Source organism: Streptomyces sp. Z423-1 (assembly GCF_013009255.1).
GTDB classification, from domain to species: Bacteria; Actinomycetota; Actinomycetes; order Streptomycetales; family Streptomycetaceae; genus Streptomyces; species Streptomyces gossypiisoli.
Genome location: NZ_CP053109.1, coordinates 6,678,014 through 6,696,025, shown reverse-complemented (window position 1 = coordinate 6,696,025; position 18,012 = coordinate 6,678,014). Strand labels below are relative to the sequence as shown.

The 18,012-nt window shown below is 68.8% G+C and carries 20 protein-coding genes, 1 other RNA gene and 1 pseudogene; 11 read left to right on the top strand and 11 right to left on the bottom strand.

The genetic code is table 11. From position 1 onward, the window contains the following. The first annotated feature begins 7 nt into the window (after positions 1 to 7). Entirely contained in the window at positions 8 to 985 is a 978-nt protein-coding gene (locus HJD23_RS30030; protein WP_346770320.1) for an asparaginase, read from the top strand. Between the two features lie 34 nt (positions 986 to 1,019). Then, the gene (locus tag HJD23_RS30025; RefSeq protein ID WP_171110866.1) at positions 1,020 to 1,487 is read left to right on the top strand and encodes a PPC domain-containing DNA-binding protein; all 468 of its coding nucleotides are present in this window, start codon (positions 1,020 to 1,022) and stop codon (positions 1,485 to 1,487) included. Between the two features lie 51 nt (positions 1,488 to 1,538). Here HJD23_RS30025 and HJD23_RS30020 read toward each other — a convergent pair whose 3' ends face one another. After that, a complete protein-coding gene (locus HJD23_RS30020; RefSeq protein WP_171110868.1) occupies positions 1,539 to 2,387 on the bottom strand; it encodes a hypothetical protein in 849 nt (282 codons plus the stop codon). 393 nt (positions 2,388 to 2,780) lie between these two features. Here HJD23_RS30020 and HJD23_RS30015 point away from each other — a divergent pair, with 393 nt between their 5' ends. Further along, positions 2,781 to 3,326, top strand: a complete 546-nt coding sequence (locus tag HJD23_RS30015) for a hypothetical protein (RefSeq protein WP_171110869.1) — start codon at positions 2,781 to 2,783, stop codon at positions 3,324 to 3,326. A gap of 121 nt (positions 3,327 to 3,447) precedes the next feature. On the opposite strand, the gene HJD23_RS30010 is transcribed toward HJD23_RS30015, so the two are convergent. From HJD23_RS30010 to gltX, 3 genes are all read right to left on the bottom strand, one after another. Continuing rightward, positions 3,448 to 3,999: an ATP-binding protein gene (locus HJD23_RS30010; protein ID WP_171110871.1), complete on the bottom strand. Its 552-nt coding sequence runs from the start codon at positions 3,997 to 3,999 to the stop codon at positions 3,448 to 3,450. A gap of 194 nt (positions 4,000 to 4,193) precedes the next feature. Next, positions 4,194 to 4,868: a non-canonical purine NTP pyrophosphatase gene (locus tag HJD23_RS30005; protein WP_240980853.1), complete on the bottom strand. Its 675-nt coding sequence runs from the start codon at positions 4,866 to 4,868 to the stop codon at positions 4,194 to 4,196. 259 nt (positions 4,869 to 5,127) lie between these two features. Further along, positions 5,128 to 6,495 (bottom strand): glutamate--tRNA ligase, encoded by a 1,368-nt coding sequence (gene gltX, locus HJD23_RS30000; RefSeq protein WP_240980852.1) that lies wholly within the window; start codon positions 6,493 to 6,495, stop codon positions 5,128 to 5,130. A 216-nt stretch (positions 6,496 to 6,711) separates the two neighbouring features. Between gltX and HJD23_RS29995 the strand changes: the two genes are divergently transcribed. The 3 genes and pseudogenes from HJD23_RS29995 to HJD23_RS44210 all read left to right on the top strand — a co-directional run bounded on the left by HJD23_RS29995 (position 6,712) and on the right by HJD23_RS44210 (position 8,139). Continuing rightward, positions 6,712 to 7,695 carry a phosphotransferase gene (locus tag HJD23_RS29995; protein WP_171110875.1) on the top strand — a complete coding sequence of 328 codons (984 nt, stop codon included), beginning with the start codon at positions 6,712 to 6,714 and terminating at the stop codon, positions 7,693 to 7,695. Then, a pseudogene (locus HJD23_RS44215) lies at positions 7,638 to 7,949 on the top strand (transposase); the annotation flags it as partial. The gene HJD23_RS29995 and the pseudogene HJD23_RS44215, both read left to right, overlap by 58 nt. Before the next feature lie 31 nt (positions 7,950 to 7,980). Then, the gene (locus HJD23_RS44210) at positions 7,981 to 8,139 is read left to right on the top strand and encodes a hypothetical protein (RefSeq protein ID WP_240981030.1); all 159 of its coding nucleotides are present in this window, start codon (positions 7,981 to 7,983) and stop codon (positions 8,137 to 8,139) included. A gap of 43 nt (positions 8,140 to 8,182) precedes the next feature. On the opposite strand, the gene HJD23_RS29985 is transcribed toward HJD23_RS44210, so the two are convergent. The 3 genes from HJD23_RS29985 to HJD23_RS45050 all read right to left on the bottom strand — a co-directional run bounded on the left by HJD23_RS29985 (position 8,183) and on the right by HJD23_RS45050 (position 11,147). After that, positions 8,183 to 8,494, bottom strand: coding sequence for a hypothetical protein (locus HJD23_RS29985; RefSeq protein WP_171110879.1), 312 nt, complete (start codon positions 8,492 to 8,494; stop codon positions 8,183 to 8,185). A 424-nt stretch (positions 8,495 to 8,918) separates the two neighbouring features. After that, on the bottom strand, positions 8,919 to 10,190 hold the full coding sequence (locus HJD23_RS45055) for a tetratricopeptide repeat protein (RefSeq protein WP_346770319.1): 1,272 nt from the start codon (positions 10,188 to 10,190) through the stop codon (positions 8,919 to 8,921). A 366-nt stretch (positions 10,191 to 10,556) separates the two neighbouring features. Then, complete coding sequence (locus HJD23_RS45050) at positions 10,557 to 11,147, bottom strand: hypothetical protein (protein ID WP_346770318.1); 591 nt, start codon at positions 11,145 to 11,147, stop codon at positions 10,557 to 10,559. A 95-nt stretch (positions 11,148 to 11,242) separates the two neighbouring features. On the opposite strand from HJD23_RS45050, the gene HJD23_RS29975 reads away from it, so the two are divergent. Then, positions 11,243 to 12,051 (top strand): IS5 family transposase gene (locus HJD23_RS29975; RefSeq protein ID WP_171111832.1). Its coding sequence is split into 2 segments (ribosomal slippage): positions 11,243 to 11,585 and positions 11,585 to 12,051, totalling 810 coding nucleotides; the frame shifts between segments, so codons are not numbered across the junction. Here the strand turns inward: HJD23_RS29975 and HJD23_RS29970 are convergent. Continuing rightward, positions 12,011 to 12,451: a helix-turn-helix transcriptional regulator gene (locus tag HJD23_RS29970; RefSeq protein WP_240980851.1), complete on the bottom strand. Its 441-nt coding sequence runs from the start codon at positions 12,449 to 12,451 to the stop codon at positions 12,011 to 12,013. The genes HJD23_RS29975 and HJD23_RS29970 overlap by 41 nt on opposite strands. Positions 12,452 to 12,533: 82 nt before the next feature. Between HJD23_RS29970 and HJD23_RS29965 the strand changes: the two genes are divergently transcribed. After that, positions 12,534 to 12,731 (top strand): hypothetical protein, encoded by a 198-nt coding sequence (locus HJD23_RS29965; protein WP_171110881.1) that lies wholly within the window; start codon positions 12,534 to 12,536, stop codon positions 12,729 to 12,731. Between the two features lie 458 nt (positions 12,732 to 13,189). Here the strand turns inward: HJD23_RS29965 and rnpB are convergent. Both rnpB and HJD23_RS29955 read right to left on the bottom strand, forming a co-directional pair. Then, positions 13,190 to 13,602: RNase P RNA component class A (gene rnpB, locus HJD23_RS29960), an RNA gene on the bottom strand. Between the two features lie 33 nt (positions 13,603 to 13,635). Then, positions 13,636 to 14,214: a Uma2 family endonuclease gene (locus HJD23_RS29955; protein WP_171110882.1), complete on the bottom strand. Its 579-nt coding sequence runs from the start codon at positions 14,212 to 14,214 to the stop codon at positions 13,636 to 13,638. A gap of 159 nt (positions 14,215 to 14,373) precedes the next feature. On the opposite strand from HJD23_RS29955, the gene HJD23_RS29950 reads away from it, so the two are divergent. After that, the gene (locus HJD23_RS29950) at positions 14,374 to 15,120 is read left to right on the top strand and encodes a MerR family transcriptional regulator (protein WP_171110884.1); all 747 of its coding nucleotides are present in this window, start codon (positions 14,374 to 14,376) and stop codon (positions 15,118 to 15,120) included. Then, positions 15,120 to 15,737, top strand: coding sequence for a hypothetical protein (locus HJD23_RS29945; RefSeq protein WP_171110887.1), 618 nt, complete (start codon positions 15,120 to 15,122; stop codon positions 15,735 to 15,737). Before HJD23_RS29950 ends, HJD23_RS29945 begins: the two co-directional genes overlap by 1 nt. Here HJD23_RS29945 and HJD23_RS29940 read toward each other — a convergent pair. Further along, positions 15,688 to 17,124 carry an RNB domain-containing ribonuclease gene (locus HJD23_RS29940; protein ID WP_171110889.1) on the bottom strand — a complete coding sequence of 479 codons (1,437 nt, stop codon included), beginning with the start codon at positions 17,122 to 17,124 and terminating at the stop codon, positions 15,688 to 15,690. The two genes, HJD23_RS29945 and HJD23_RS29940, sit on opposite strands and share 50 nt — an antisense overlap. Before the next feature lie 75 nt (positions 17,125 to 17,199). Between HJD23_RS29940 and yaaA the strand changes: the two genes are divergently transcribed. Further along, a complete protein-coding gene (gene yaaA, locus HJD23_RS29935) occupies positions 17,200 to 17,982 on the top strand; it encodes a peroxide stress protein YaaA (protein ID WP_171110891.1) in 783 nt (260 codons plus the stop codon). Positions 17,983 to 18,012: the final 30 nt, after the last annotated feature.

The window sequence follows — 18,012 nt, the reverse complement described above, 5'->3', positions numbered from 1 at the left end:
GCGAACGGTGGCTGTCTACTCTCTCGGTGGCACCATCGCGATGACCACCGACCCGGCGACCGGAGGGGTTGTGCCGGCGCTCTCCGCGCATGATCTCCTGGCTGCCGTGCCCGGCCTGGACCGTCACGGCATCGACCTGCGCGTGCATGACTTTCGCCGGGTGCCCGGCGCCTCGCTCACCTTCGACGACCTCACGGAGCTCGGCGCGGCGATCGACAAGACCCTCGACGGCGGCGACGTCGACGGCGTTGTGATCACACAGGGCACCGACACCATCGAGGAGACCGCGTTCTTCCTCGACCTCCACCACGGACACGACCAGCCGGTCATCGTCACCGGAGCCATGCGCAACCCCACCATGGCCGGCCCGGACGGACCGGCCAACCTGTACGCCGCCGTCCTCGCCGCAACCGACCCGCAACTGCGTGGCGCCGGGGTGCTGGTCGTCCTGAACGACGAGATCCACGCGGCACGCCATGTCCGTAAGTCCCACACCACCAGCCCGGCCGCCTTCACATCACCCGGCGCCGGACCAATCGGCCGGATCGCGGAGGACCGTGTACGGCTGGCTTCCCCGCTGCCCACGCGAGTCGCCCCCCTGGCGCCGGCTGCTCGTGACGCACGCGTGGGCCTCTACACGGTCAGCCTCGGCGACGACGGCACGCTGCTCGAGGCGTGGGACAGCCTGTGCGACGGGCTCGTCGTTGCCGCCTTCGGTGTGGGGCATGTCCCCCAGCGGCTCGTCGAGAGCCTCGAACGGCTGGCCGCACGCATCCCCGTGGTCCTCGCCTCGCGCATCGGCAACGGTCCGGTCCTGACCGGAACGTACGGCTTCCCCGGGTCGGAGAAGGACCTGATCGGCCGGGGACTCATCCCGGCCGGCAACCTCGGCCCGTACCAGGCACGCCTCCTGCTCCAGGCCTTGCTCGCCCAGGACGCGGACCACGAGACGATCACCTCGAAGTTCTCCGCCTTCGCGCGCTGACCCACGAACCTCAGCCCCATCCGAGAGGACCCAAATGCGTGCCCACGTGCTGAACACCGGCAGGACGTTCGGCGTCACCTTCGACCACGGCGAGGACTTCTTCGACGCGCTCTCCGCGTTCTGCCGTGACCACGGGGTGCGGCAGGGCTACATTCCCTCGTTCATCGGCGCGTTCGCCGAGGCCGAGATCGTCGGCGCCTGCGGGAAGCTCGAAAACCCGGACGCCCCGGTCTGGGACAGGACGCACGTCACCAACGTCGAGGCCTTCGGCGCGGGAACGATCGCCCACGATCCGGAGACGGGGGGCATCCTGCCGCACATCCACGTGTCGGCCGGGCTGAAGGCACTGTCCGCCGACGGCCGCACCAGCCACCTCCTGCGCGCCACGGTCCAGTTCCTGAGCGAGCTCTACGTCGTCGAGGTGATCTCGCCAGCCATGACCCGGCCTCGAAACCCTGAGTTGTACGACGTGCCACTGCTCACCTTCGGCGCGCCGGAGTGATGCCCTCGCCCGTCGAGCACCCAGCCAACAGATCCATCACGGGGCAAACCCTCAGTCCGCTCGGAGATCCGCCACGATTCGATCCGCCTCGATCCGGGCGAGCCCCATCCGGGGGTCACCCGCATCCGCATGCGGACCGAGGATCTTCGTGCAGAAGAACAACGACATAAGCTTGCCTTCCCGGCTCTCCAGGTCCCGCCGCCGCTCCCGCCGGACACGCTCGGCCAACTCCGGGAGAACGAGGGAGTTCCCCCACAGCCACGCGGCATCCAGGCCCCGCGGAGCCATCCCCCAGTCCTCCCAGTCGAACAGACAGAACTGCGGGGAGGTCATGTTCGCCCAGTTCAGATCCGCGTGCGCCGGCGCCCACTCCCCGATGGTCGTATCCGATACCCCCGGGAACGTCTCCTTGATCACGGCTGTAACTCCTGCCTGAGTGATCGCGACGGTATCCGGCGTCGCCACGCGTGTCGTGCGCTGTTCAGCGAGAGCGTCCAGCGAGCTGTTCAGCGCCTTCCACCACTCCTCTGACAGCGCCAACACCGAATCCGGACCCACTGGCTCCCCGGGAAGTAGCTCGGTCTCGTCGGCGCGCCACATCGCCGCTCCAGCCGTGTCGCTCCAGGACACACCCTGCAACCACGCGGGCTTCGCAACGCCGTCCAGAACGGCGGCGCACTCCGTACCGTTCCAGCCCTGCCCTTTGACCTTTTCGAGCGGACGCCGCTCGATCCGTACCCACGTTCCACGGTCCGTTCGCGCACCGACCGTTCGGCGCTTCCGGACCAGCGACTCCGGCTCCACTCTCACGTCGAGCGCACGCTCCACGCGTTCGAGTACCTCGTCAACCGGCTGAACGCGCAAATCGATGGAAGTGGCGGTCGGCAATGACGCTGTCATGGAGATCCTTGGCTACTGTGCCGCGATACTGACAAGAGGCAGCCCCACGCATGATCGCTCCTGCTCCGGTGCCTCTCCGTCCCACGGTAACGAACGCTGTCCAACTGCAATATCACGCACGTAATGTGCTCAGAGCAGCTCCGAGGTGCAGAGTTGGGCCGGCAGGGCACCGGACCCCACGATCGCGAAGCCGCCACCTCTCGACTACGTGAAGCGGCCGTCGTCCGCTCACCGTGACCGGCTTTGATGAAGCTGCCCTGACCTCCGGTTCCCCCGTAGCCGGAGGCCAGGGCTTTCTCTCCTGACGTACGGCCAGACAGATTCCCCACCCTGCGGTGACTTTCTGTAGTCTCACTCGGGGTCTGGCAACTGGTCCGAGGGGAGCAAGTCGGCATGGCACGCACGTGGTTGTCCATCCGCGTCGAGCTGGTCTCCGGTGATGGAGCGGATCTGTGGCCTCGCCCCGGCCGGATCCTCGCCGCAGCACGGGCCCACTCCTTCGCCCAGCTCGCGGAGGCCATCGATCGCGCCTTCGCCCGCTGGGACCTGGCCCACCTGCACATGTTCACGCTGGCCGACGGAACGGGCGTCAGCCCGCTGGACTGGTGGGACGGTGAAGCCCCGGACGGCACCCTGGACGGTCACACCGCCAAGCTCAGCAGGCTGCAGGCCGGCGAGCAGTTCGCCTACGTCTTCGACATGGGAGACGACTGGGCGCACCTGTGCACGGTGGGCGACAAGCGCATCAATCCGCTGGAGGAGTTCGGCGAGACGCCCGGCAGCCCGGTTCCGTACTGGGGCTGGGGAAGTCTTCCGGATCAGTATGGTCGCCGCTGGGACGGCGACGACGGCGAGTCGCCCATGCCCAAGCGGCCCGCCCGAGGGCTGAGCGATCTACCCCCGATCCTGCCTTGGTGGGGAGATCGGTGTCGCAGCTGAACTTCACACTGTGTAGGTGAAATGGCGGGACAGTGGGAATCGAAGTGGCCACGGCTAACTGGCCGCCAGCGCGCCGGAGGGTCGGAAACATACCCTCCGAATGTCAGGCATCGATGCGCCTTCAGGCCGCTTGGTACTCGGCTCGTGCTCGTGCACCGACTATTGGCAAGGGCTTCGCCGGCGCTGGAGGGGCGTTGCCTGTGCTGCTGGCCATCGCCTGCTCAGGCGGGACTTCACAACGTGAGGTCGCCATGGTCATGGTCGCTTCTGCTGAGGATGTCACTTCCAGTTCGAACCAGATCGTCTTCCCTGCAACGCAGGATTGCGAGCCCCACTCTGTTGCCAGTGCAGCAACGAGGAAGAGACCACGCCCGTGCTCGTCCACCGGCAGAGCTTGTGAGAGAGCCACCGGCGTGGGATCGATATCGGTGACTTCCACACGGAGCCGCTCTCCGGTCCACCGTACGCACACCACGCACGCGGCCTTCGTGTGCGTAACCGAGTTCGCGACCAGCTCTCCGGTGAGCAGCTTCAAGTCGTTGGTCAGTTCCTCGCCCAAATCCAGCCCAAGCCGCCGAGCACGGTCCGCGACGAGGTCTCGTGCTGCCGGCACCGCCTCGACCCGAGGCGGGACGGTGAACGCGTAGGGCGATTCCTCAAACGGGCGCGACATAGCTGGAACCTCTCAACGGGCAGGAGCTAGGGCGTCAACGCGATCTCCTGTAAGTGACGGATCGCTCGCCGACCTCACCGGGCAGCCCTGCAGGGCAACCGGGAGATCCGGTAAAGCCCGGCACTGGCGGATCACCACCATGAGCCACTGACCGTCCGACTCCCTATTCCTCCGGTGATATCACCATCGCGATGTCAATGAGACTGCGCCAGCCATTCACCCAAGGCCGCGACGACCGAACTCTTTCCCCACTCGTCGAACACACGGTTCTGCTCGTCCTCCGGTAGCGCGGCCAGCGTCGTGGCTGCGCCGTACGGCACGAAGATCGACCACAAGTCAGACCAGGATCGTGGACTGTTACCGCGGACGGGAACAGCCGCAATCGTTCCTGGGCTACGCGTGTCCTCTGCGAAGGTGTTCAACCGGCCGTCAGCGTCCGCGTAGACAGCGGCGCTCGCGAAACGGCAGGTCCGGTTCTGCGTGAGATCTGCGAGATGCGTAAGCCCGCTAGGTCCGAAGGCCTCGAGAGCCTGCTTCACCATCGGCCCGGGCCAACCGCCGAACTCCTCGATGTAGAAACCCGAGTCTTCGACGAACAACGGCCGCCCGAGAATCGCGTACGCCTGTCGAGCCTTATGTTGCGCAATCTCAACGACAGGCGTCGTCTGAATCTCGTCTAGCTCCAACGGCACCTGTTCCACTTCGACACCCCATGGAGCGAGATGCTCTTGGGCTGTGCGGAACTTACCGGCATTCCCTGTACACATTGCCACCTTGATATCCGGCATGAGCAGAAGAACCCCCTTCGAGAACATCTCCGCCCCGATGCGGCCATCGGCGAAGCGACTTCCCGCGGCACCACGGGACATAACACGGGAGTGTTCAGTCTCGTCCCGGCAGAGGGATCGACACAGCAGATATGCGCGTGATCGCCCTTGCGGAGATACACCGCGCTCGTAGCCGACGCACAACCGGCCACGAGCCTGTCCGAGTGCCTGTCAGCGAGGGGCCAACCCCATTCTCCGATACCTCACGGACAGCGTGATGCAGGGGCGTTCGGACCCCTCGCCACCGTTAAAGACATCGCGCTAGCCTCTTCCCGCCTGCGGGACCATGATCACGAAGTGATCAGTCGGCGAGCTTCGCCAGTGCCGCATCGATCCGGGCAAGCGTGCGGTCCTTGCCGAGGACCTCCAGGGACTCGAAGAGGGGCAGACCGACCGCGCGGCCCGTGGCCGCGACGCGCACCGGGGCCTGGGCCTTGCCCAGCTTCAGGCCGTGTTCCTCGCCGGCGGCCAGGACCGCCTCCTTGAGGGACTCGGGGCTGGTCCAGTCGGCCGTCTCCAGCTTGGCGCGGGCCGTGGCCAGGAGGGCCGCGGGGTCGCCCTTCATCGCCTTGTCCCAGGATGCCTCGTCCTCCACCGGTTCCTTCAGGAACAGGAAGTCGACGTTGGCCGTGATGTCCGACAGGACGGCCACGCGGGTCTGGGCATGGGGGGCGATCGCCTCCCATGCGGCCTGGTCGAAGCCCTCGGGCGCCCAGTTGGCATACGGGGCGCGCAACCACGGCTCGCAGGCCTCGACGAACCTCTCCAGCGGCAGGGCACGGATGTACTCGCCGTTGAAGGCGGTCAGCTTCTTGATGTCGAAGAAGGCCGGCGAGGTGTTCACGTCCTCGACGCGGAACTTCTCCTCCAGCTCCTCGTACGGGCGGAGTTCGACGTCGTCCCCGGGACCCCAGCCGAGCAGCATCAGGTAGTTGGTCATCGCCTCCGGCAGGTAGCCCTCGGCGAGGTAGTCCTCAAGAGCGACCTTGTCCCGGCGTTTGGATAGCTTCTGCCGCTTCTCGTTCACGATCACCGGCAGGTGGGCCCACACCGGGGGCTTCGCGCCGAGCGCCTCCCACAGCAGCTGCTGCTTCGGCGTGTTCGACAGGTGCTCGTCGCCACGGATGACCAGGGTGATCCCCTCGTCGAGGTCGTCGACCACGTTGGCGATCAGGAAGACCGGGGAGCCGTCGCCGCGGGCGATGACAAAGTCCTCGATCGCCGAGTTCGGGAAGGACGGCTCGCCCCGGATGAGATCCACGACGACCGTCTCGCCCTCGGTGGGCGTACGGAACCGCAGCGCCCGGCCCTCCACGTACTCCAGACCCCGGTCCCGGCAGAAGCCGTCGTAGCCGAGGTGCTGCGAACCGGTCCGCTCCTGGAGCTGCTCACGGGTGCAGTCGCAGTAGTACGCGCGGCCCTGCGTGTAGAGCTGCTGGGCGGCTTCGCTGTGACGGTCGGCGTTCCGCGACTGGAAGCACGGCCCCTCGAAGGCGGGATCGTCCTTGGAGATCCCGATGGACGCGAGCGCGCTGATGATGCCGTCGATCCACTCGGGCTTGTTGCGGGCCGCGTCGGTGTCCTCGATCCGCAGGACGAACTTGCCCCCCGACTGTCGTGCGACGGCCCAGTTGTAGAGAGCCGACCGGGCCCCGCCAACGTGGAACATTCCAGTCGGAGACGGAGCGAAACGCACGCGAGTGGAGGTCAGAGACATGCGTGCAAGCCTACTGATTGCTAGCGGTTGCTCGGCCGCATTTTGTAACCGACGGTTGTCAGTCCTGGAGAGCACGCGCGAGGTAGTGGCTGCTACCGGGTGGACTGGCCCGGACCCGTACTAAGAAATCTGTCGCACAGGGAGGATGGGTTCCCCCACTCTTGCAGAATGCCGAACATCGTCACCCCGCGCCTGCAGTACAACTCCACAGCGGTGCGTCCGCGCTGGGGCGACCTTCCACATGCCGTCCGGCAGCTGATCTCACGGCACTTGGGTGGTGTGGTGGACGCAGAGCCAAGTGCGGGGAGCGGCTTCACCAGTGGGTTTGCCGCGGTTGCCCACGGGAGCAGCGGCACTCAGTTCATCAAGGCGGTCAACGGCGGGGAGAACGCTGTGATCGCCGACTGTTACCGGAGGGAGGCGTTGATCAACCAGGCACTGCCCCCGGAGGTTCCGGCTCCCCGCTTGCAGTGGATCGAGGAGCAGGACGAATGGGTTGTCCTTGGCTTCGACGCGGTCGATGGCGGTCACATGCCCGCCGAACCCTGGCAGTCCAACGACCTGAACGCCACCCTGGACGCCTACGCCACCGCGGCGGAGGCGCTTGCGGTGGCTTCGCCACAACTACTGGAACTCGGTCTCAAGCCGATCGACGCCGGGGGCGACTTCACCGACTGGCGCGACCTGCAAGCCGGCAGGACCAGGCCGGAGCTTCTGCCTGCATGGATGCCGCTCGGGCTCACGCCGCAGCTGGCTGAGCTGGAGGGCCAATGGCAGATGGCCACAGCGGGCACCGCCGTCTTGCACCACGACCTGCGCCAGGACAACGTACTCATCGATACCCGCGGCGGCGCGTGGATCTGCGACTGGAACTGGCCGTGCGTCGGGGCCAGTTGGTTCGACCTGGTCCTCCTCTTGGCCACCGCGTTCGCTGACGGTCACGACGCCACGACTCTGTTCGCGGCGCATCCCACCGCCCTCGGGGTCGCCGACGAGCAGCTCGACGCCGCCCTCGCCGCGCTCTCTGGCTTCTTCCTGGTCTCCGGTGCACAGCCCCCGGCGGACTGGTCACCGCACCTTCGCCAGCATCAGACATGGTGCGGCGAAGTCACTCTGCGATGGCTGTCCGACCGGCGCAGCTGGTCGTTCTGATTGCCACGTGGGGACACCAGCACCGCACCTGGTGGAGCCCCACTACCCTGAAGGCCATCGTCATCAAGTTCGACAAGGAGACATGTCGCCCATGCCCGGTGCGCGACCCGTGCACCCGCTCGAAGACCAGCGGCCGGACCCTCTCCCTGCAACCCCGCGAGCTGCAAGAAGTCCTCGATCATGCCCGCCTCCAGCAGGGCGACGAGCTATGGCGAGCCAAGTACGGAACTCGCGCGGGCATCGAGGGAACCATCCGTCAGGCCGTCGCGGTCACCGGGATGAGACGTGCCCGATACCTCGGTCTCCAGAAGACCCCATCTGGAGCACGTCTTCTCCGCCGCTGCGCTCAACCTCATTCGTCTCGATGCCTGGTGGAACGGCCACCCGCTCGACCGCACCCGCGTCAGCCACCTTGCCCGCCTCGACCTCTCCCCCGCCGCATGACCGAATAAGCGAGCAGGATCGCCACCAGACGCAACCGGGTGATCTACTGCGCCCAGTCCCAGTCCCAGGTGGTGGTGCGAGGCTGGGCGCCGATCTCGGACATGAACGAGTCGGTGCCGTCCGACGGAACTGGGTTCTGCTTGGAGGCCAGCTCGGGCGCGCACACCTGCCAGTACAGGGTCCGGGACCCGTATGGGGCGATGCCCGCGTCCTGAGTGAGCATCTTTACCGGGCCGTCCACTTCGTCGGGGTACTCGCCGTCCGCGTGCTTGGGCGTGTACAAGGTCTGGAACTTCTGGGTGATGGAGATTACTGCGGTGTCGGAGCGATTCTCGTAGACGGTCATGACGTTCACGCACTTGTTCGTCGCGTCGCCGTCGTGCCATTCGGTCAGGGCGACCGATCCCTGCGGAGTGCCAACCGGGGCTGGCGCGGGCGCCGAAGAGACGGCCTGTGTGGGGGTGGCCGAAGTACGGCTGGTTACAGGCGTTGGTGTCGGTATGGAGGTGGGGGTGGGGGTGGGCGCGATGGTCTGGGTGACCGTGACCGTGGGGGCTGCCATAGCGGGCTGCTGGGCTCGGCCGCTACAGCCGACGGCAAGGAGTGCAGCCGCGCAGGCGGCTATGACAGGAAGGAACCGGCGGGTCATGTCTGCCTTTCACGTTCAGCAAGATGGACTGCGGCAGGCGCTGCTCGGCCGGTTTCTGTGGGGGACGAAAGCGGGGGTCGCCACCTGACATTCGGTACGACGCGGATCATAGCGACGGGTACGGCGGCCCCTACGACGTGCCAGGCGGTACGTATCGGTTGAGCGGAACAGGTACCAACGGCTGCCATGGAGGAGTCGGCATGCCGTCCGGCTCCAGACCGTGCGGCCACAACCTGCGGAGCGTCTCCCGCCTCCTGACCTGGCGCCACAGAGGCTTGGTAGCACCATGGTTCGCGACCTGTCGGGCCAAGGTCTCAGCGCCTTCCCGGTCCCCGGCCTCCTCACGCATCTCGGCCAAGCGCCACAGCGCGTTGATATCACCGTGGAGGGCGGCCCGCTGGACCAGGTTGTCGGCGCCTTCCCGGTCCCCGGCCTCCTCACGCATCTCGGCCAAGCGCCACAGCGCGTGGGTGTCGCCGTGGTCAGCGGCCTGCCGGTAGAGGGCTTCGGCGCCTTCCCGGTCTCCGGCCTCCTCTCGCATCTCGACCAAGCGCCACAGGGCGTAGGGCTCGCCGTGATCGGCGGCCTGCTGGGCCAGGGTCTCAGCGCCCTCCCGGTCCCCGGCCTTCTCCCGCATCTCGACCAGGCGGCGCAGGGCGTAGTGGTCGGCGGCCTGCTGGGCCAGGGCCTCAGCACCCTCCCGGTCCCCGGCCTCCTCCCGCCTCTCGACCAGGCGCCACAGGGCGTGGGTGTCGCCGTGGTCAGCGGCCTGCCGGTAGAGGGCTTCGGCGCCTTCCCGGTCCCCTGCCTTCTCCCGCACCGTGGCCAGCCGCCACAGGGCCTCGGTATCACCGTGGTCAGCGGCCTGCTGGGCCAGGGCCTCAGCGCCCTCCCGGTCCCCGGCCTCCTCCCGCCTCTCGGCCAAGCGCCACAGCGCGTGGGTGTCGCCGTGGTCGGCGGCCTGCCGGTAGAGGGCTTCGGCGCCTTCCCGGTCTCCTGCCTTCTCCCGCACCGTGGCCAGCCGCCACAGGGCGGCGGTGTTGCCGTGGTCGGCGGCCTGCTGGGCCAGGGCCTCAGCGCCCTCCCGGTCTCCGGCTTCCTCTCGTATCTCGGCCAGGCGGTGCAGGGCGGCGGTGTTGCCGTGGTCGGCGGCCTGCCGGTACAGGGATTCGACGCCCTCCCGGTCCCCGGCTCGCTCCTGCCTCGCGGCCAGGCTGACCAGGGCGCTGGCGTCACCGAGGTCGGCGGCGCGGCGGCGAAGGTGGTGGGCCCATAACAGGCGGTGCCGACTCTCGGCGGCATGGGTGAGGTTGTTGAGGTCGTTCGGGGTGGGTGAGGTGGGTGTGGGCGGCGTTCCAGAAGGAGGCGGGCGGGCACAGGTGTTTGCGGGTGGTGCGGCCATGTTGTTCGAGGTAGTCAGCAAGCCGGAACACAGGCCCCGCAGACGACGGGGCCGCGGTGTCAGCACTGGTGGTAGGAGCGGATGGGCGTCGTGGGGGCCGGGGGATGGTGCGGCGCAGCGGAGCCTGCTTGCCGTGGACCAGTGTGGCAAGTTCGGTGTAGGCGCGTTCCGCCCAGTCGTCGGTGAGCTGGTCGTAGTCGGTGTCGGTGAGGTAGTCGGAGGCGGCGGCGGTCAGAAAGACCTGCGGGAGGTGGAGTCCTACGCCGAGGCGGCGCGCGTCCATTGCCACTTCCAGCAGCGCTCTGGCGGCCGGGCCGGCCTGCTCGTAGCGGTTCAGGAGTTCCGGGGCTCCGGCCAGGTCCTGGGTCACCCGACCGCCGTCACGGGCACGGCTGAGGGCGTCGGCCAGCAACGGTCACCGCCCTCGGCGCGGGCCGTGGCGGTGGCGAGGGCGGCGGTGTCGAAGGCGTCCGGGACGGCCAGAGTGCGGCCAGCCAGCAGTTCCCGCACCCGGCTGTACGGATCTTGCTCGCCCGGTGTGGGCAGGGCGGTGTATTTGGCGGCGTACTCGGGCCACAGCGTGCCCAGGACCAGGACGGGCCCGCGCTCCTCATCGACCAGCAGCCGGTGCACGGCCGCCGCGATCCGCTCTCCGGCCGCCCGGCCGCCGAGGTAGTGCTGGGCCTCGTTCAGCCACACCACCGTCCGTGGCCCGACATGGTGCAAGTCCTCCAGCGCGGCCTCCGCGCGGGTCGGGTCGAAGGGATGCCACAGTCGCCACCCCTTCGCCGCAAGCGGCTGGACGGCCTCCCAGCACGCTCGGGTCTTCCCCGTCGAAGAGGTGCCCACCAATACCACGATCCGGCTACGGCCGGCAGCCGCATCCCGTACCGCATCGTCCAGTACCCGGTCGTGCTCGCGGGCCACGTACCCGGGTAGCGCCCGTACCACGGACATAGCCGGACTTAGAACTCCTAACGTAATGACGCTTCTTGGCTTGAAATGTTGGCGTCTGATGGAGCGTTAGCCTTCATGTGAGAAAGGGTGAGCAGCTGCCGTGGATCGTGTCCGATGAGCTGTGGGCGCGGATCGAGCCGTTGCTGCCGGTGGTGCCGCGCCGTCCGGATCACCCAGGGCGCAAGCGTCTGGACGACCGGAAAGTGCTGTCGGGCATCCTGTTCGTGCTGTACACCGGCATTCCGTGGGAGTTCCTGCCGCAGGAGCTGGGCTTCGGTTCCGGCATGACGTGCTGGCGGCGCCTGCGTGACTGGAACGACGCGGGTGTCTGGCAGCATCTGCACGAGTCGCTGCTGGCCGATCTGCACGCCGCAGGCGCTCTGGACTGGTCGAGGGCGGTGATCGACGGCTCTCACGTGCGGGCCATGAAGGGCGGCCCAAAACCGGACCGAGCCCGGTCGACCGTGCCCGAGCAGGCTCCAAACACCATCTGATCACCGAAGCGCACGGCATCCCGCTGGCAGTGTCACTGACCGGCGGCAACCGCAACGACGTCACCCAGCTCATGCCGCTGATCGAGGCCGTTCCACCGGTGCGCGGCCGACGCGGACGACCACGCCGCCGACCGGACACGCTCTACGCCGACCGCGGCTACGACCATGACAAGTACCGCAAGCAGGTCCGGGCGGTCGGCATCACCCCCGTCATCGCCCGCCGCGGCACCGAACACGGATCCGGACTGGGCATCCACCGGTGGGTCGTCGAGCAGAGCTTCGCGCTGCTGCACTGGTTCCGCCGATTACGCGTCCGCTGGGAGATCCGCGACGACATCCACGAAGCGTTCCTCAGCCTGGCCTGCAGCATCATCTGCTGGCGACGACTGAGGAACCTCCCACTTTGTTAGGAGTTCTTAAGGCGGCGTCACCGGGACCGGCGGGGTGCACTTCCAACTCGTGCGGATCCCACTGGCTGATCGGCCTGCCCGGCCCCACCTCCTGGCCTGTGGTCGTGCCCGACTCTTCGGCTGCAGCCCGCTGCAGATCCAAAAGCTCGCCCACCGGCAGCCTCAGAGCGCGGGCCAGCGCCGCCACCGTGTCCACCGACGGCACGTCCCCCTTGGGCGAGAGCGCCTGCGACACGGTCGTACGCCCCAGGCCAGCCTGCTTGGCAAGCTGCGTCTGGTTCAGCCGGGCCCGGGCCCGCCCAGCATCGAGTCTCCTGCGCAGTTCGGTGAGTGTCGAACCCTCAGCGCTCTGCTCGTCGTGCACGTGTTCCCCCGAGGTGATGTGTTCGCCAGTGTGCATCTTCGTCCCCGCGAACCCCGACGCACACCGATTCCGCGACCTTCGGCCACGTCAACACCCCACCGTGTACAGGGAGCCTGCCGTGACCGTCGCCGTCGTCCTCCTCAGCGCCGCACTCGTCATCGTCATCGCACTGCTAGTCGGCGCCGCCGCGGGCAAGCTCGCCCGCATGGACGGCGCCACCTACCCTGCCGCCCTGGCCCGTGCCGCGACCGCCTTCACCTCGGTCATCACCCTCGCCACCGCAGTGACCGTGGCCATCGCGGCCCTCCTCACCTAGAACCTGCCCGCACACCCCACCAGCGCGGGCAACGGGCCCGACCACCGACCGGAAACGCCAGGAAGGCCACCACCGCCTTGGCCAACGAACTCCCACACGGAATAAGCCAGCAGGATCGGAGACAGGCCACTCTCTCCTCTTCGCCAGGTGTATCCCATGCGGCGGCCGATCGTCAGTGCACCAACCCGACACCACAAGCACTCCATCGCAGACCACTCCCACCTCGCGGCAGTTGCAAACCCGCAGGGGCGGAGCAGCAGCGTCATACCCCAGCGATCCGAACCAGCTCAGAGGCCTCGCCCGCCCCTCCGCTCCAGGGACTTTTCAGGGACTTTCAGCGCTGTCTGAGGGACTTCCGAGGGACTTTCCGCCGCCTAACGCGGCAAGCCCCTGAAAGACCGGAAAGGGCCTCCGTCCCAGATCAGAGGCCCTTTCCAAGGCAAAGCCGCAGGTAGCGGCAGACGAGTCGGGCTGTACGCCGGGTTCTGTACTCCAGGGCCTCGCGGCCCGTGGAGTGACGGCCATCCATCTAGGACCGACGTTGCCGTCGGCCTCGTGCGGTCTACCCGCGGACTCGGGCGGGCAGCCCTCGAACGTCCGCGCAGAGACGCCCCTTCTTTCAAAGAGGCGGCTCCTCTTGACCTTGCTCCGGGTGGGGTTTACCTAGCTGCCCAGGTCACCCTGGGCACTGGTGGTCTCTTACACCACCGTTTCACCCTTACCGAGGGCCAAGACCCCCGGCGGTTTGCTTTCTGTGGCACTGTCCCGCGGGTCACCCCGGGTGGCCGTTAGCCACCACCCTGCCCTGTGGAGCCCGGACGTTCCTCGGGGAGATCCACAAGAACCTCCACGCGGCCGTCCGCCCGGCTCGTCTGCCGTGTCGACCATGGTACCGGGCGACTGCTCAGAGGAATTCCGCCGTGTCCAGTTCGAAGGCGAACGGTTCCGGAAGAGCGATCGGCTTACCGAAGGGGCGGGTGCAGTGCTCTCGGTAGTCGCCCTTCTCCGGGGCGCTGAAGAGTGTGACCTGGGAGGCGTCCCGGTCGGCCAGCAGGTAGAGGGGGATGCCTCCACGAGCGTAGCAACGGCGTTTGGCCTCGCGGTCGGCCTGAGGCTTGGTCGACGTCACCTCCAACACCATGACAACGCCGTCGCACGGCATCCAGGATTCGGCGCCCCCGAACAAGTCAACCTCGACGGGCGCGAAAGTGACGTCCGGGATCACGTAGTCCGTGGGATAGGCCTCCCCGCTCTTCAGCCTCAGCCCCTTGTTCCCGGAGAAGTCCATATCAGTCTTGGACCGCTTGATCACTTGCCTCACGATCCGGCTGATGTACTTCTCGTGATCCCTGTCCAGCGGCGGCGTCACAACGATCTCCCCCTCGATCAGCTCGGCCCGGAAACCCTCCGGGGTGTCCAGGGCGAGAAAGCCCTCCAGCAGGACCTCTTCCTGCGTGAGCGGCTCGTGGGCCATGGCAGTCATGTCACGCCCCTCCTTCTGTCGCTCGCCAGACTGGGACATCGGCTGATCACCTGTCCGAGAGATCGGGAACCGTTCCCTCGATCGTGGCACACGAGCACCCGCGCCGTCAGCGCACGGCTCGCTTGACCCTGCCGCAACGTCAACGTCTCTACTGAACACATGCGGATCGGAGAACTCGCCGTTGCCGTCGGCGTCACCACGCGGACCGTGCGGCATTACCACCACCTGGGGCTGCTGCCCGAGCCTGAGCGGCTGGCGAACGGGTATCGGGACTACACCCTGCGGCACGCCGTCGTGCTGGCGCGGATTCGGCGGCTGACGGAGTTGGGGCTGGGGCTGGCCGAGGTGCGGGACGTGCTCGCGGACGACGCGGGGCGGGACCTGGCCGAGGTGCTGGAGGAGCTGGACGCGGATCTGGCGCGGCAGGAGGCCGCGATCCGGGAGCGCCGGGCGCGGTTGCGGGCGCTGCTGGACGCGGCGGAGCTGCCCGCCGAGGGGCCGGTCTCGCCCGAGCTGGCCGAGCTGTTCGCGGGGCTGGCGCCCGCCTCCGACTCCCCCATGGCCGCCAAGGACCGCGAGATCTTCGCGCTGATGGAGACCGCGGCGGGCCCGGAGGAGCGGGAGCGGCTGCTGGCTGCCGTCGGCGGGGCCCTCAGCGGTCCCGACGCCGTCGCGCGGGCGCATGAGGCGTACGCCCTGCTCGACGCGCTCGCCGACGCGGAAACGGACGATCCGCGCGTCGAGGAGGCGGCACGAGCGCTCGCCGGTCTGCTGCCCCGCGAGATGCTCCCGGCGGAGCCTGTCGATCAGGGCCACGGTTTCCTGCGCGCGTTGTACGCGGACATGGCCCCGGCCCAGGCGGAGGCGATCCGCCGGGCGCTGCGGCTCGCCGGGGAGGACGAGTGATGAGGCCGGCGCACCGGCTGGTCCGGCACGAGCTGCGGCTGTTCGCGAGCCTGGTGCTGTGGGTGGCCCGACGGACCCACGGCACACGGCATGGCCAAGCTTTCGGGTATGCGCGCGGGCAGAGCGCGATCATGTTCGGGTTCATGTTCGTGTGCGTGGTCGAGACGGTCGTGATGTCCGTGCTGCTGTACCGGTGGCCGACCGTGCACCATGTGGTGCTGTTCATCGACGTCTACAGCGGCGTGTTCTTCATCCTCGGGATGCACGCCGCGTCCGTGGTACGGCCGCACGTGCTGGAGCCGGGGGTGCTGCGGATCCGCTACGCCGCCCACGTCGACGTGCGCGTACCGCTGGGGCGGATCGCGGCCGTACGGCGGGAGCTGCGCACGGCCCACGACAAGGCCGACGGCGAACTCAATGTCGCGGTCGGCGGGCAGACGACGGTCACGCTGGAGCTCGCCGAGCCCGTCACGCACGTCACCTTCCTCGGGCGGCGGCGCGAGGTGAGCCTGGTGCGCCTGTACTCCGACGAGACCGACGCCCTCGTACAAGCCCTCGGACCAGAGGTCACGCGGGCGCGAAGCGCACCTTCGCCGCTCCCGGATCTGCCTGCGTGAGGCGGACGCGGAGGCGTTCGCCGAGCGGGAGAGCGTGGTCGGCCTCGATGCGGCCGATCACCGCCGGGGACTCCAGGTGGACGGTGCCGACGGTCGGGCGGCGTTCCGTCACGTCCACCACGCAGCCCTCGAAGACCTCCCCGATCCGGTCCTTCAGCAGCGCGGCCTCCACGATGTCCACGCACTCCCGCTCCACCGTCCCCGCCCGCCGCGCGCCCTCCGCCATCTCGTCGGGCAGCGCGTCGAGCGCGGCGAGCACCCACTCCGGCGGCTCGTGTCCGGCTGCGGCGGCGAGGCACAGTTCGGCGGCGTAGCGGTCGGTCAGGCGGCGCAGGGGGGCCGTGCAGTGGGTGTAGGGGGCGGCCACGGCGGAGTGGGTGGTGATCGGCGGGAGGGCGCCGTCGCGGAAGACCGTGTAGCCGGCGCCGCGCAGCAGGGTCGTGCACTCCTGGAGGAAGGCCGCGTGCCGGGGGTCGTGCGGGTCGAGGGAGCGGACCAGGTCGGCGTACGAGACGTGGTGCGGCCAGTCGATGTGCAGGGCGGTCGCGGTACGGCGGAGGCGGCCGACGGCGCCGTCGGGCGCGGCGGGCAGGGTGCGCAGTACGCCGGTGCCGGCGGCCAGCATCAGATCGGCGGCCGCCATGCCGGTGAGCAGGGAGATCTGGGCGTTCCAGCCCTCGGCGGGCAGCGGGGCACGGTAGTGGAGTGCGTAGGTGTCGTCCCGCTCGACGATCTCCTGCTCGGGCACGTTGAGCGAGATGCCGCCGCGCTCGACCTCCAGCCGTTCCCGCAGCAGCCCGACCGTCCTGAGCAGCGCGAGCGGCTCCTCGGCGGTCCCGGCGTCGATCTCCTTCTGTACGCCGGCGTAGTCGAGCTGGGCGCGGCTGCGGACGAGGGCGCGGCGGACGTCGACGGCGAGGGTACGGCCGTCCGCGTCGAGGTCGATGGTCCACAGGACGGCCGGGCGGGGCCCGCCGGGCAGCAGGCTGGCCGCGCTCTCGCCGAGCTGCGCCGGGTGCAGGGGGATCTTCCCGTCCGGGAAGTACAGCGTCAGGACGCGGCGGTGGGTCTCCGCGTCCAGCGGGCCGCCGGGTACGACGAAGGCGGCGACGTCCGCGATGGCGTACCGGACGCGGTAGCCGGTGCCCTGCCGGGACAGGTGGAGGGCCTGGTCGAGGTCGGTGGAGGTGGGAGGGTCGATGGTGAAGAAGGGGATGTCCGTGGCGTCGTAGGACGGCAGGGCGGGGGACCCGGCGGCCCGTTCGGCCTCGGCGAGGGCCTCGGGCGGGAAGCCGTCGGACACACCGAGTTCCGCACGCAGCGCGCTGAGGGCGGCCCGGAGGGGAGCTTCGGGGGCGCCGGTCACGCGGATGGGGCGGCGGGGCATGACAACGAGCCTAGGCAGAACGGGGCGCGCGGCAACACGCCGTACGCTGTCGCGAGGTCTACCGAAGGAGAATCCGTGCTGGTCCTGCTGCCGCCCTCGGAGGGGAAGGCGTCCTCCGGCCGGGGCGCACCGCTGAAGCTGGAGTCGCTCGCGCTGCCGGAGCTGAACGGCACCCGGGAAGCCGTACTCGACGAGCTGGTCGAGCTGTGCACCGGCGACGAGGACAAGGCACGCGAGGTGCTGGGGCTGAGCGAGGGACTGCGCGGCGAGGTCGCCAAGAACGCCGCACTGCGCACCGCCGGGGCACGGCCCGCCGGGGAGATCTACACGGGTGTGCTGTACGACGCCCTGGGCCTGGCCTCGCTGGACGCGGCCGCCAAGCGGCGTGCCGCGCGATCCCTGCTGGTGTTCTCGGGGTTGTGGGGTGCGGTCCGGGTGACGGACCGGATCCCGTCGTACCGCTGTTCGATGGGGGTGCGGCTGCCCGGGCTGGGTGCGCTGGGCGCGCACTGGCGTACGGCGATGGCCTCCGCGTTGCCCGAGGCGGCCGGGGGCGGGCTGGTGCTGGACCTGCGGTCGTCGGCGTACGCGGCGGCGTGGAAGCCGAAGGGCGAGGTCGCGGGGCGGACGGCGACGGTACGGGTGCTGCACGCGCCGACGCGGAAGGTGGTCAGCCACTTCAACAAGGCGACGAAGGGGCGGATCGTGCGCAGCCTGCTCGCGGCGGGGGCGGCGCCGAAGGGGCCCGCGGAGCTGGTGGAGGTACTGCGGGACCTCGGGTACGTGGTGGAGGCCGAGGCGCCTGCGGGGGCGGGGCGGGCCTGGTCGCTGGACGTGCTGGTGGACGAGGTCCACTGAAGTCGTTGCGCTGTGCGCAATGCTCTTTGC